We start from the raw sequence: 13,415 nt of genomic DNA, 5'->3' as shown, positions 1-13,415 counted from the left end.
GCAATATTGTTTTTCCTAATTAGTAAAAAAATACAAAAACCAAGATGGAAAACCTGAACAGAAAATATATTTATCCCGCACTCGCAAAGCACCTTCAAATAAATGAAAACTGTGTATTGGCAACAGTAGTTGAAACGCATGGCTCAACGCCTCAAAAGCCGGGCAGTTCGGCCATTTTTGGTGTGGATGGTTTGCTGGAAGGAACGGTTGGAGGGGGCAATGTTGAATTTATTATACAAAAAAAAGCTGCTGAGGCCCTGAAAACAAAAAAATCGGGATACTACCGGTTTGATCTCAATAACGAAATTGATGCCGAAGATTCGGTTATTTGCGGCGGAGGAATGAATATTCTGGTTGATGCCACTCCTGAAAAGCATTTACCGGTTTTCAGCGCGTTAACCAAATCATTAAAAAAAAGAGTGCCAGGAGTGCTGGTTACAATGGCCGGGACAGATTCTCAGGGAAATTTTGAAATTGAATGGTTTTGGGTTGAAAAAGACAATACTGAACTGATCGATAGCAGGTTTGATACTGGCCTGAAACAGGAAATAAATGCCATGTTCGAAAAATCTGAAAAGGGAAAATTCGCTGAAATCGTTCGTCATACTTCACCGCTGTTCGAAGATAATTACGTTTTTCTGGAAAGTATTGTGCCGTTACCCCGCTTGTTAATAGCCGGAGCAGGACACGTTGGGAAAGTACTGGCACATATCGGTAAACTGCTCGATTTTGAAGTGACAGTTTGGGACGACAGAGCTGAATATGCCAACTATGAAAATATACCGGATGCGGATCATTTACTGTCCGGGAACCTGGCTGATACACTTGGAAAAATAACTCCTGGGGCAGATACTTTTATTGTAATTGTAACCCGGGGCCATAAAAATGATTCGGAGGTATTGAAACAGTTTATTAGTACCGGCACTGGGTATATTGGTATGATTGGAAGCCGGAAAAAAATTGTACAGGTAAGAGAACAATTTATAAAAGAAGGCTGGGCTACCGCGGAACAATGGGATAAAATTCATGCCCCCATTGGCCTGAATATCAATTCAAAAACAGTACAGGAAATAGCTGTCAGCATTGCAGCCCAGCTGGTTCAGGAAAGATATCGGTTATACAATGAAAATGAATGAAATCTGGGGCATAGTACTGGCTGCCGGTTCATCCACACGGATGAAAAAGCAAAAACTACTGCTGCCGTTCAATGGGAAAACCATCATTGAAACAGTAATTAGCCGGGCTGTTCCTGCATTGCAAAAAAATATTACGGTGGTACTTGGGGCAAACCGCGAGGAAATTTCAAAAGAAATTAGTAAATTTCACGTAAAATTGGTAGAAAACCGGAATCATCTGACCGGAATGCTTTCATCGGTTATTTGCGGTATTGAATCATTACCTGAAAGTTCAGAAGCAGCACTCATATATTTAGGCGATCAGCCGCAAATTACAACCGACGTAACTTTTAAGGTAATTAATGCATATAAGAAATCAGGAAGAGGAATAGTCATTCCTGTTTACAAAGGGAAAAGGGGACATCCCGTTTTAATTGATATGAAATACCGTACGGAAATAAAGCAGCTTGATCCCCAAAAAGGATTAAGACAGTTGATGGAAAAATTCAGTGCCGATGTGCATGAAGAAGAATGCGGAAGGCCGGAAATACTCCGTGATATTGATACTCCCGTCGATTATGATTTTGAAACCAATAAAAACTGAAAATATATGGAAAAGAAAGTTCAGTTTGAACTGAATGGAGAAAAAGTGGAAGCAACTTATGAAGGGAATGCCTCGCTCCTTTGGGCGTTGCGGACACAGTTCAACTTAACAGGGACAAAGTACGGGTGCGGCCTCGGTTATTGCGGCTCGTGCACCGTTCTTTGGGGCGACGACCCCGTGCGCTCCTGCAGCATTTATCTCGATGATATTCAGGATGCGCAGATTACAACCATCGAGGGCCTCGAAAATGATGGCCAGCTTCACCCGGTCCAGCAGGCATTTGTCGATCACGATGCATTCCAGTGCGGTTACTGCACCCCGGGCATGATTATGAATGCAGTGGGTTTACTGAGACGAAACCCCGAGCCTTCGCACCAGGATATTTTGAATGGGATGGAAGAAAACCTCTGCCGTTGCGGAGCCCATACCCGGATAATAGAAGCAGTTGAATCAGCGTCAAAAATGATGAAAGGAGAGCCAAAACTATGAAACCAGATAAAATTGAAAAATACTATTTCAGAGATGTAAATACTCCCCCCGTGAAATTTGACAGGCGGGAGTTTATCAAAAAACTGGGCGGCGGGATCATCATCGTTTTTTCACTCAGCAAAATGGCTTTTGCACAAGGCCTGAAATCGTCCGGTGATGAGGATTTTCCTGAATTCAATGCTTACCTGAGGGTGCGCGAAGACGGGAAAGTGGACTGCTTCACCGGTAAAATTGAAATGGGGCAGGGCATCAATACCTCGCTGGCGCAGGAACTGGCCGACGAGCTGGAAGTGAAACTTGAAGATGTAAAAATGATTATGGGCGACACCGACCTGGTTCCTTATGATGCAGGAACCTGGGGGTCGATGACAACCCGGTTTCACGGGCCGGTTATCCGCGCTGCTGCTGCCGAAGCCCGGCTGGTTTTAATCGAACTGGCTGCTGAAAAACTCGAAGTTCCTGCAAATCAGCTGGAGGCTTCTGATGGGAAGGTGTTTGCAAAAAACGATAAAAGCAAAAGTGTTCATTATAAAGAATTGACAAAAGGGGAAAAAATTGTCCGTGCGCTTGATGGCGAACCCGAATTAAAAACACCTTCGGAATTTGACTATATCGGAAAATTCTACCTGCGGAGAGATGCCCTCGAAAAAGTAACAGGGAAAGCACTCTATGCTGCCGATATTCAGCTCCCGGGAATGTTGTATGCGCGGATTGTGAGGCCGCCGGCACATGGCGCAAAACTGGTTTCTTCCGATACTTCAAAAGCTGAAGCAATGGATGGAGTAACCATTCTGAAAGATGGCGACTTTATTGTGGCTTTGCATGCCCATCCTGAAAAAGCAGGAGAAGCAGTAAATGCCATTGATACAAATTGGGAAACGCAACCTTCGAAAGCTGACAATGAAACCATTTTTAAACACATTCTTGAAACGGCAACCAACGGGAAAGTGGAACACAGCGGGGGCAATTTGGAAACCGGACAGGAAGAAGCCGACATTCATTTTGATGAAGAATTTCACGACGGGTACAAAGCCCATGCATCGATCGAAACTCATGCCGCAACTGCCATTTTTGAAGATGAGAAAATAACCATGTGGGCTTCCTCGCAAACGCCTTTCGGTACCCGCCAGCAAATTGCAGAACAACTTGATTTGCCCCTCGAAAAAGTGCATTTGAAACAAATATTTTTAGGGGGTGGTTTTGGTGGCAAAATTTATAACCAGCAGGCAATTGAAGCTGCCCGGATTGCCGCGAAAATGACAGGTACGCCTATTCAGCTGATGTGGACACGTGAAGAAGAGTTCATGTACGACATGTTTCGTGCAGCGGCAGTGGTGAAAATCAAATCGGGAATGAAAAACGACGGCATGATGACTTATTTCGATTTTAACGCTTATTGCTCCGGCTCGCGAGGAACAGACCCGTTTTATGGTGTTCCGAATCATATAACCACAACTTACACAGGTGAGAATGTCCATCCGTTTGGTACAGGTGCATGGCGTGCACCGGGCAATCCAACCAACACATTTGCCCGCGAATCGCATATCGATATCATGACGCATAAAATTGGGATGGATCCGCTGGAGTTTCGGTTGAAAAACATTAGCGACAAGCGGGCGTTACGTTCGTTAAAAGTGGCTGCCGATAAGTTTAACTGGCCGGCACCTCTTCCTGAAGGTCATGGCAAAGGCATTGCCGTTGGTTTCGATGCCGGGACTTTTGTAACCATTATGGTGGAGGTGAATGTAGATAAATCAACGGGCGAGGTGAAAGTAATCCGTGCCGTGGTTGGCCAGGATATGGGGCAGGTTGTCAATCCAGCCGGAGCCGATATTCAGGCTGAAGGATGCGTGAACATGGGGTTGGGCTATTCACTTACCGAAGACATTGAATTTGACTGGGGCGAAGTGAAAGCCGATAACTTTAACGATTACCAACTGCCCGTATTTTCAATGATTCCTGAAAAAATAGAATCGGTTTACGTGGATGCAATGGACGAACCACCACAGGGAGGTGGCGAACCCGCCATTATTTCGGTGGGCGGTGCCATTGCCAATGCCGTTTTCGATGCCTGTGGTGCCCGTGTTTTCCGAATGCCTTTAACATCTCAACGCGTTTTGGAGGCAATGAAAAAATAACCTTTTGCTTGTTCGTGGCAGTGCAGAAAATTGGCTGGAATGGTGGTCCTGCCAACTAACCGGAGTACTGTTCTGAAAATCGCATCAAAACTTTGTCGGCATAGGTTTTGGAAACAAGGATATCGGGTGCAGATTCATAGTCGAGACTCAGAAAAATACCTTCCTGTTCTTTGCGGAGAATTTTAATCCGATCGAAATTTACAATGACCGAACGGTTGCAGCGCACAAGAGAAGTGGCGGTAAAATCATTTTCAATTTTTTTCAACGTATTTCTGATCATGAAAGTGGCAATTTTACCTTTGTTTTGGTAATATATTTTTGCATAATTGTCAGCTGCTTCAATCCAAAGTACTTCGTTACCAACAACCGAAAACCTGAGTTCTTTCTTTTCATCCCTGAAATTAAACATTTGTTTTCCGGAATGCCCTTCTTCCATCTCTTTGTTGCTCAGTGTGGCCAGCTTTTTATTCCGGTCTTTCAGGGCAAAGTACAGCCATAATATGGAATAGGGAAGCAGCAACACAAGTGATGTGTTTATTATCGATTGCCGCAACATATCGCTGAAAAGCCGTTGGTCATCCAGTACAATGTTTTGGAAAAGCGTATAAAACATGGACATGGCAAAAATTTCGGTCAGGATCCATAATGCATATTGCCAAAAAAAGAGCCCGTTGCGACGGGCATAGTGGTACATGATAACCCTGCTTATTAGTACAACCAAAACGCCGGTAAGAATTACCAGGCTCGAAAAAACCAGAAACATTTCTTCTGATACCGGAAACCAGTTGCGCGAATCAAAGGGCTGATAAATATTTATAAAAATCAGGGCAAACAAAGCGGTGTAGATTATCAACCTTGTGATATTCCCTTTTTCATACAAGTATTCCGGAATTTTTTGATTCATTTTTTATTGAAAAATTGTTGTTATCCTGCAAAATGCAAAAAGTGTTTTATGGCATTGTAAAGGTAGCCCATTCGCGTCCTTTGTGCAATCATTTTTATTATTCTTTCATCGGATTTCACCCCAAATAAATTCATTTTGTCCCTGTAAAATCGATTTTCTCCCCTTTCAGGGGCGTAAGACCCATTATTTTGCACAGGGAATTTTGCCGGCTTTTATTTGTAGCGGAACAATCTGTTTTTGTTCGCTCAAAAAGAAAAGTTATGCAAACAAAACAATATCCAGTGGTTCAAAATAAATTTTCAAAGCGGGTGCTGATGAAAAATTTCACAAGGAAGCCCGCATTGAAAACATTGAATTTTTCGTTTCACTCTGAATTTTCAACCACTGATGTAGCCCGGGAAAATGAATTCCTGTCTTATGATTCTACTATATCAGAAAACCGGTATTTTCATTATTCTGTAATTGTTCCGGTTAACAGCATTAACAACTCGTGTATTATGTTGCTTCACGGACTAAATGAACAGAGCTGGGAGAAATACGTTTCCTGGGCTGAATACCTGGCTGCCTCGACACGCAAACCGGTAATTCTTTTTCCTATTGCATTTCATATTAACCGAAGGCCTTCTGAATGGAGCGATCCGAGAAAGATGACCCGGTTAATTGAAAAACGAAAAAGGACGGAAGGGGATTTCAGCTCATTAAGTTTTGCCAACGCGGCAATGAGTGAGCGATTGACGGAAGAGCCGCTTCGTTTCTATAATTCAGGAGTACAGACAATTGAAGATATTTTTCGGTTGGCCTCACAAATCTCAAATGGGAGGCACCCGCTTTTTAGTAAAGGAACAACTATGGATTTTTTTGGCTATTCGATTGGTTCATTTTTGGCCGAAATACTTTTGATGGCCAATCCGGGGAAATTGTTTTCTGCATCGCGCCTTTTCATTTTTTGTGGTGGGGCAATTTTCGGTAATATGTATGGAGAATCGAAATATATCATGGATAAACAGGCCTATAACCTGTTGTTGAAATTTTATTGTGAAAATTGGCTCGGAACGGTCCATAACCGGCAGCTATCGAGAAGGAATACGAATGATATCTTGTTTCAGTCTTTTAATTCAATGATAAAGCCTGATATAAACCGAAATAAGAGGGAAACATTCTTTGAAAGTCAAAAACACAGGATTGCGGGTATTTCTCTTTTAAAAGATAAAGTGATGCCTTTTGGTGGAGTAGAGGCCTGCATGGGAAAACAAAGGGCAGGCGAATGTTTTGAAGTGATGGATTTTCCGTTTGAATACTCGCATGAATCACCCTTCCCGGAAAATGGAAGGATTGATCACAATGAGCTGGAATCCGCATTCAATAAGGTATTTAAAAAAGGTGCCGGGTTTCTTGCCTGAGCCTTTTCCTGAAATAAAACACCTGGCAGGAACTGTCAGCTGGGTTTTTGGTGTGCATTTACCAATGAGGGAGTTCAGTTCATCCCTGATATGCTGTCGTTTACCCGGAACCAGTCGAAATCAACATACCCGCCGGCTGTTTGGGTTGCAAAATTGAACAGCCCGAAACGGTATCCCATAAAGTGCGGAAGCGTGTATTCCATGTTCAGTTGCGAGCCGATTTTTGTCCATTTTTTTCCGTTGAGACTGTAAAAGAAATCAGCCACATCTTTTCGGTTTCTGAAATCACATTCCGCCTTCAGGTAAACTTTTTTCTGTTCAAGCGACAGACTTTCAACTTCAACAGGCTCCTCGGTTTGCGCGCTGACCATCACAATTTTTTTTTCGCCGTTTTCGTACTTCACCCCTACCTGTCCATATTTCTTTTGCAACAAAACCAGCCCGGCAAAATCACCTTCTTTCATGTTCGATACATCGATTGCTGTTGAACCGGAACATTCAGGTCCGGTGGTTCTTTGGGTAAGCGTATTTTTAGCCTGAAGAAAGTTGTTGTCCACACGTCCGGTTGTGAGGCGCAAAAATCCTTTTCGGCGGGTAACCGACCAAAAATTATTATCGGGATTATGATTCCACTGCCACACCAGCGGCAAATCGGGTTCTCCCCTTTTCCGTTTAAAATCGTCGGATGCCACAATTCCCGGAATTAATCCTTTACTTGCCGGAAGGTCCAGCTCGTCAGGCACTTTCCCGTCGGATCCCAATACCGGCCAGCCATCTTCCCACGTTACCGGAGAAAGGTACGGAATGCGTCCAACCGAACCGTAATCGCGGAAAAGGTAAGCATACCAGGCACCATCAGGCGTATCAATTAATCCACCCTGCGCGATGCCCCGGTCCTGCAAAGCCAGCCGACTTTCCCACGGGCCGGTAATTTTATCGGCGCGATGAATGATTACGGTGCGCATACCACCTCGTGGCCAGGTGATGTTGAACAGGTAGTATTTGCCGTTCACCTTAAAAAGCTGCGATCCTTCGGCAGGCAGCATGATATTGTCGCCTGCCGGCTCGCTGGCGTTTTCAATCAGAACCCGCCCGGTTCCTTCTTTCACGCCCGAAAGGTCTTCTTTCAACTCAATCATCATCAACTGGCCAACGCCCCAAATCATGTAAATTTTCCCGTCATCATCGAAAAAAATGGTGTGGTCGTGATAGCTCGGACTGAACGAAATCTTTTTCCACGGCCCGTTTTCGATGTCTTTGGTTGAATAGATGTACGTTTTGTTGGTGGTGCCGGCAAACGTACTTACGTAATAGGTGTCGTTGTGGTACCTGATGCAGCTCGCCCAGGAACCACTTCCATAAGCATTTTTGTCGTTTTCGAGGTTCAGCGCTTCCACATCCTCAAGTGTGTCGTAACAGTAGTTGATAATTTCCCAGTTAGCCAGGTCGTTCGATTTCATAATCGGTACACCCGGGCTCATGTGCATAGTCGTGCTGCTCATGTAATACGTATCGCCCACACGAATCATCGACATGTCGGGTACATCGGCGTGAATGATTGGATTTTTCGCACGGTTTTGTGCAAGAACTGAATTTTCGTAAACGAGTGTTAATAGGCTAATCAGAATTAAAACAGGTGTTTTCATAACTATTCAGGTTGAGCGTCGTTAGCTGAAGTTGCATACAATCCGATTAAAGTTCCGGTAAATCCTCCTGCCACGTTGGTGGAAAGGATATCGCCCGAGACGGTACCTCCCAGGTTTTGAAAATCGTCTTCACCAATGGCATAATTAAACAGGTAATCATCGCCGTCGGCTTTTACCTGCAACTGAACTGGTTGGTTAACGTCAATGTGGGTACTTGCAATTATTTCGGATTCTCCTCTTTCAGTTTTTTCAAGAAGAAGGAAATACGAATCATTCTTTTTTGTAATCCCGAAAACATAGTTGAACCGTTCGCTTTGGTAACATACCAAACCGGCCAAATCATTTTCAGATTCCGGTTTGTAGTTCACTGTGGCGGTTGCTGAGAAATTTTTATGCATTTGCCTTTGAAAAAGGGAAGAAATTGGCGCAACAGCTTTTATGTTTGTATCGAACGGAGTTATTTCCAGTCCGTTTGAAGTAACCGAAATAAAATTTTCACGCGGCCCCCGCATTCCAATCCAGCGATAATCCAGCTTTTCCGACGAAAAATCTTCGGTAAAAGTGAAATTCCCGTTGGGGAAAAATCGGTCCTGACCGGTTTTGTTTTCAACACCTTCGGGCATTTTCAGTTTGGGTTCCATCGGAATTAAACCGTTTTCAAAAACCGGAAATTCGCCGCTCCAGTCAACCGGAAGGATAAATGTTTCGCGACCGGTATTCACCCTTTCTTTTTCGTTGGGCCGAACTCCAAGAAAAACACCGTAATACTGCTCTCCATTGGGGCCTTTCACCAAATCGGCATGGCCTGCCCAATCCACTTTGTTGGCACGATTGGGATTCAAATACCGTTGCGAAAGAATGGGATTGTTGGCAGCCGGTTTGTAGGGGCCGCGCGGATTGTCGCTCACAAAAATCACTTCGCTGTGCCAGCCGCCGGTGCCTCCTTCGGCGCACATTAAATAGTAGCGGCCGTTTTTCTTGTAAATGTGTGGCGCTTCAATCCAAATTGGTTTTTCCGAAATGTCCACCCCGCCGTCCACAATAATTTTATCGGTGCCGGCAATTACCTGGTCGTTTTCCACATCGTAATCCCATATTTTTATCACCCGGTGGCCGTTATACAGCTCTTTTCCTTGATCCGGGGCATCGTTGTGCACCACGTAAGCTTTGCCATCGTCGTCGAAAAAAAGCGAAGGGTCAATCCCGTTGAAATTGAGTTTATACGGGTCGCTCCAGCCCTCAAGGGGGTCTTTTGTTTTCACCACGATGTTTCCAAAATTACCAGCAAATTGCGTGGTAATCATGTAAAACGTATCGTTGTTCGGGTTGTATTTAATGGCGGGTGCATACACGCCGGCAGCGATTCCCGTGTCGTGTACTTTGAGCTGCGATTTCCGTTCCAGCACATGCCCGATTTGTGTCCAGTTCACCAAATCTTTCGAATGAAAAATTGGCACGCCCGGGAACATGGCAAATGATGAATGCACCATGAAATAGTCGTCGCCTTTGCGGACGATGGAAGGGTCGGGATAACATCCTTGCAGAATGGGATTGTAAAATTCATCTTCTTCCAGTGGATGGTTTTTATAAACCTGGTCGTTCCCCTTGTAAACAAATTGGGTGAACACGGGTGTGTTTTGGGGTTGATTTCCGCCCGAAAAAATTCCGTTTCCGCTAAATGCTGAAAATGACAAGAATGTAAAAACAGCCACCAGTAAGTGGATTGGGTTTGTTTTTACGAATGTTGAACTAATCCTATTCCTTTTCATGGTTGTATAGTTTAAATTTATTTTCCTTTTTTGTTTATCAAGGTGTATGTTTTCCCTTTTTCGGTTTGAATGTCGTACAGGTTTGTTGGAGCCAGGTTTACCGGATTCAGCTTAGCTGCTTCTGAAATCAGTGGTTTTTTGATTTCAGGAGTATCAAAAAACGGGTTTCGGTTTTCCCCGGTTGCCGGTATCAGTGAATTGCTGCCGGATATCGCCATTTCATTTGGAACACGAATCCTGCAATTTCCACCGAGGTTCGATTTAACTTCAATTTGCTGAACTTCACTGTTTTCCCAATAAAAACTGACTTCGAAACCACCCGGGGTCCTCAAACCTGAAATTTTACCGTTCTCCCAGTCATCGGGCAGGGCAGGCAGAAAATGAATGGCCCCGTCGTGGCTTTGCATCAGCATTTCGGCAATTCCCGCGGTGCAGCCAAAATTACCGTCGATTTGAAACGGGGGATGGGCATCCAAAAAATTGGGATAGGTCCCGCCACCACCGCGGTTACTTTCCTCGCCAACCAAAGTGAGTTGGTCTTTTATCAGTTTCATGGCGTGGTTGCCATCGAGCAGCCGTGCCCAGAAATTTACTTTCCAACCCATCGACCAGCCCGTTGATACATCGCCGCGGTGGATGAGTGTAGTACGGGCGGCATCGAACAGTTCAGGCGAAGTGTAGGGTGATATTTGGTTGCTGGGGTGCAGTCCGTACAAATGTGAAACATGGCGGTGTTTGTCGTCGGGGCGGTCCAAATCCTGCATCCACTCTTGTAATTGTCCGTATTGCCCTATTTGCATGGGCGGCAGACGGTCTTTTATTTTCCGGAACTCTTTCGTTAAAGCTTTATCTTTTCCAAGTAACTCGGCTGCTTTTATGGTATTGGTAAATAAATCGAAAAGAATCTGGTTGTCCATTGTTGCCCCGGCGCAAATCGACGGGCGGCCGGCTGGGGCGTTTTCCGGAGAAACAGAAGGGCTTACCACCAGCCAGTTGTTGGTTGGATCTTCAATGAGAAAATCCTGGTAAAACCGGCATGCCGATTTCAGCACCGGATAAACAGATTCGAGGTATTCCATGTCGCCGCTGTACAGGTATTTTTCCCATAAATGCTGCGACAACCAGGCACCTCCCATGGGCCACATGCCCCAGAAAGCACCATCTACTACTCCCGAAATGCGCCAAATATCTGTATTGTGATGGGTTACCCAACCACGTGCACCATACATGGTTTGTGCGGTTTGCCGGCCCGATTCAGAAAGTTCTTTCACCATTTGAATCAGCGGCTCGTGCATTTCCGGCAGGTTGCATTTTTCGGCCGGCCAGTAATTCATTTCGGTATTGATGTTGATGGTGTATTTGCTGTCCCATGCCGGATGAGTGCTCTCGTTCCAGATGCCCTGTAAATTGGCCGGCTGGCCACCGGGCTGCGAACTCGAAATGAGCAGGTAGCGTCCAAACTGAAAATACAATGAAACGAGTTCCGGATCATGGTTTTGGGAGAAATCCCGGATTCGTATGTCGGTAGGCAATTTGGCTTCTGGAGAAGTACCTAAATCGAGACTTACCCGGTTGAAATATTTTTGATAGGCTTCAATGTGGCTGGCTTTTAAATCATCGTAAGATTTGTTTTCGGCTTTTTTCAGAAAGCCGGCACATTTCTCCGCCTCATTGGCAGTTAGTGTTTTGTAGTCGACAAAGTTGGTAGCTATTGAAATAAGAATTACCACCTCATTGGCATTCTCGACTTTTACTTCATTTGATTCTGTGGAAACCGAACCGCCTGTGTTAATTATTTTGCTTCGGGCATTGAATTTAACTTTTCCTTGCACTCCCTCGTGCGTTCCCGAAAGGCCTGTCATTTCAATGGTGTGGTTGTCGAGAGTTTTTATTGATTTTTGCAAAGCGCCATCCATTCCTGCCCTGAAAGTTATTTTACCCGGTTGGTCGGCAGTTAACCGAACAACAATCACCTGGTCGGGTTGCGATGCAAAAACTTCCCGTCTGTATGTTACTTCATCTGCCTGGTAAGTAGTGGTAAAAACGGCCTTCTTAATATCCAGCTCGCGATAATAGGCGGTATAGTTTTCATGGCCGGGAAAAGAGAGGTTGAGGTTTCCAACCACCTGGTACATGGAGCCGTGCAAGCCGGTGACCATGTTTTCATTAACCATTTTTTCAGCTTCGTGGTATTTGCCGTCGAAAATGAGCTGGCGTACTTCCGGCAACGCTTTCAGCGCATCCGGATTATCGTTGCGCGAAGGGCCGCCCGACCAGAATGTCTCTTCATTTAGCTGAATTTTTTCGTTTGCCGGATCGCCGTAAACCATGGCGCCCAAACGGCCGTTGCCAACCGGAAGGGCTTCGTTCCAGTTGCTGGCCGGTTTATCGTACCACAGTTTCAGTTTGCCTCCCTTTGCTGCATGCAACGGGTTGTTGAAGAGTAAAATGCAAATTACTAATAGCACTGAGTTAAATTGATTCATTCGTAAAAATTCTATTAGATTATAAATCTTTTGGTTTGAATAGTAGTTGTGAAAATTTGTAGAGACTTGTTTTCCAAACCCCGAAATCGTGGTTTCCGTCGTAAACTTCATAACGATGCGGAACGTCGTTTTCTTTCAGGTAATTGCTTGTTCGGTTGCTGATATCGATGAGCCCGTCTTTATCGCCGCACGACAGCCAGAGCAGCTTCAATTTTTCTTTTGCGGCATCGGGATCGGGCAGTAATTCTTCTGGTGATTTGGTATTGGGTGCCGATGAAAATCCGCCAACCCAGGCAAATTTATCCATGTTGCCCAACCCGAAATTGAGCGACTGCCCACCACCCATCGACAAACCGGCAATGGCCCGGTGTTCGCGGTTTTTAATCACCGGATAATTTTTCTCAATAAAAGGAACCAAATCGTTCAGCAAATCTTTTTCGAAATTCGCAAATGCTTCCTGTTTCTCAGGAGCAAAAACATTTCCGGTGGCCCGGTCGTCTTTCATGGCCCTGCCGTTGGGCATTACCACAATCATGGGTTCCAGTTTGTTTTCGGCATACAGATTATCGAAAATAACCTGCGGCTGACCGCCATTTAACCACTCAAATTCGTCGCCGCCAATTCCGTGCAGAAGATATAACACAGGATATTTTTCATTTTTGGAATATCCGGGTGGAGTGTAAATAACAGCATTTCGGTTGTTGCCTACAGTATTCGAAAAATACGTAACGGTATCGATGTTCCCGTGAGGAATATTGGAACGAACTGAGTCGTAACCCGGTTGGGCAGGTTCTGTTATTTCCTGTGAATTAACAAGCATGCCTATAAAAAGGGGGAAAATTACAGAAATTAATTTCTTCATAG

10 protein-coding genes are annotated in these 13,415 nt (G+C 44.7%); 5 read left to right on the top strand and 5 right to left on the bottom strand.

The window, feature by feature from the left end:
* The first annotated feature begins 44 nt into the window (after positions 1-44).
* The 4 genes from ACTCNA_RS03610 to ACTCNA_RS03595 are packed head-to-tail and all read left to right on the top strand — an operon-like array spanning position 45 to position 4,346.
* Complete coding sequence (locus tag ACTCNA_RS03610; protein WP_462946529.1) at positions 45-1,136, top strand: XdhC family protein; 1,092 nt, start codon at positions 45-47, stop codon at positions 1,134-1,136.
* Positions 1,129-1,719, top strand: coding sequence for a nucleotidyltransferase family protein (locus tag ACTCNA_RS03605; RefSeq protein ID WP_462946528.1), 591 nt, complete (start codon positions 1,129-1,131; stop codon positions 1,717-1,719). The genes ACTCNA_RS03610 and ACTCNA_RS03605 overlap by 8 nt, the downstream gene beginning before the upstream one ends.
* A gap of 6 nt (positions 1,720-1,725) precedes the next feature.
* Positions 1,726-2,208 (top strand): (2Fe-2S)-binding protein, encoded by a 483-nt coding sequence (locus ACTCNA_RS03600; protein ID WP_462946527.1) that lies wholly within the window; start codon positions 1,726-1,728, stop codon positions 2,206-2,208.
* Positions 2,205-4,346, top strand: a complete 2,142-nt coding sequence (locus ACTCNA_RS03595) for a xanthine dehydrogenase family protein molybdopterin-binding subunit (RefSeq protein WP_462946526.1) — start codon at positions 2,205-2,207, stop codon at positions 4,344-4,346. The genes ACTCNA_RS03600 and ACTCNA_RS03595 overlap by 4 nt, the downstream gene beginning before the upstream one ends.
* A gap of 55 nt (positions 4,347-4,401) precedes the next feature.
* Here the strand turns inward: ACTCNA_RS03595 and ACTCNA_RS03590 are convergent, their stop codons facing one another.
* A complete protein-coding gene (locus tag ACTCNA_RS03590) occupies positions 4,402-5,250 on the bottom strand; it encodes a LytR/AlgR family response regulator transcription factor (protein WP_462946525.1) in 849 nt (282 codons plus the stop codon).
* 314 nt (positions 5,251-5,564) lie between these two features.
* Here ACTCNA_RS03590 and ACTCNA_RS03585 point away from each other — a divergent pair, with 314 nt between their 5' ends.
* Positions 5,565-6,650: a DUF6051 family protein gene (locus ACTCNA_RS03585; RefSeq protein ID WP_462946524.1), complete on the top strand. Its 1,086-nt coding sequence runs from the start codon at positions 5,565-5,567 to the stop codon at positions 6,648-6,650.
* A gap of 74 nt (positions 6,651-6,724) precedes the next feature.
* Here ACTCNA_RS03585 and ACTCNA_RS03580 read toward each other — a convergent pair whose 3' ends face one another.
* From ACTCNA_RS03580 to ACTCNA_RS03565, 4 genes are read right to left on the bottom strand one after another with little or no spacing between them, the layout of a single operon-like run.
* Positions 6,725-8,296 carry a glycoside hydrolase family 43 protein gene (locus tag ACTCNA_RS03580; protein ID WP_462946523.1) on the bottom strand — a complete coding sequence of 524 codons (1,572 nt, stop codon included), beginning with the start codon at positions 8,294-8,296 and terminating at the stop codon, positions 6,725-6,727.
* A gap of 2 nt (positions 8,297-8,298) precedes the next feature.
* Entirely contained in the window at positions 8,299-10,065 is a 1,767-nt protein-coding gene (locus ACTCNA_RS03575) for a glycoside hydrolase family 43 protein (protein ID WP_462946522.1), read from the bottom strand.
* A gap of 17 nt (positions 10,066-10,082) precedes the next feature.
* Positions 10,083-12,551 carry a glycoside hydrolase family 95 protein gene (locus ACTCNA_RS03570; RefSeq protein WP_462946521.1) on the bottom strand — a complete coding sequence of 823 codons (2,469 nt, stop codon included), beginning with the start codon at positions 12,549-12,551 and terminating at the stop codon, positions 10,083-10,085.
* A gap of 19 nt (positions 12,552-12,570) precedes the next feature.
* Positions 12,571-13,413 carry an alpha/beta hydrolase gene (locus tag ACTCNA_RS03565; RefSeq protein WP_462946520.1) on the bottom strand — a complete coding sequence of 281 codons (843 nt, stop codon included), beginning with the start codon at positions 13,411-13,413 and terminating at the stop codon, positions 12,571-12,573.
* Positions 13,414-13,415: the final 2 nt, after the last annotated feature.

Source organism: Tangfeifania sp., assembly GCF_055108615.1.
Note: the sequence above shows the minus strand (reverse complement) of the source record. Positions and strands in the feature narration are given on the sequence as shown.

Coding starts and splice junctions, on each gene's coding strand:
- ACTCNA_RS03595 (WP_462946526.1), top strand. CDS start 2,205: ATGAAACCAGATAAAATTGAAAAATACTATTTCAGAGATGTAAATACT.
- ACTCNA_RS03570 (WP_462946521.1), bottom strand. CDS start 12,551: ATGAATCAATTTAACTCAGTGCTATTAGTAATTTGCATTTTACTCTTC.
- ACTCNA_RS03580 (WP_462946523.1), bottom strand. CDS start 8,296: ATGAAAACACCTGTTTTAATTCTGATTAGCCTATTAACACTCGTTTAC.
- ACTCNA_RS03575 (WP_462946522.1), bottom strand. CDS start 10,065: ATGAAAAGGAATAGGATTAGTTCAACATTCGTAAAAACAAACCCAATC.
- ACTCNA_RS03585 (WP_462946524.1), top strand. CDS start 5,565: ATGAAAAATTTCACAAGGAAGCCCGCATTGAAAACATTGAATTTTTCG.
- ACTCNA_RS03565 (WP_462946520.1), bottom strand. CDS start 13,413: ATGAAGAAATTAATTTCTGTAATTTTCCCCCTTTTTATAGGCATGCTT.
- ACTCNA_RS03590 (WP_462946525.1), bottom strand. CDS start 5,250: ATGAATCAAAAAATTCCGGAATACTTGTATGAAAAAGGGAATATCACA.
- ACTCNA_RS03605 (WP_462946528.1), top strand. CDS start 1,129: ATGAATGAAATCTGGGGCATAGTACTGGCTGCCGGTTCATCCACACGG.
- ACTCNA_RS03610 (WP_462946529.1), top strand. CDS start 45: ATGGAAAACCTGAACAGAAAATATATTTATCCCGCACTCGCAAAGCAC.
- ACTCNA_RS03600 (WP_462946527.1), top strand. CDS start 1,726: ATGGAAAAGAAAGTTCAGTTTGAACTGAATGGAGAAAAAGTGGAAGCA.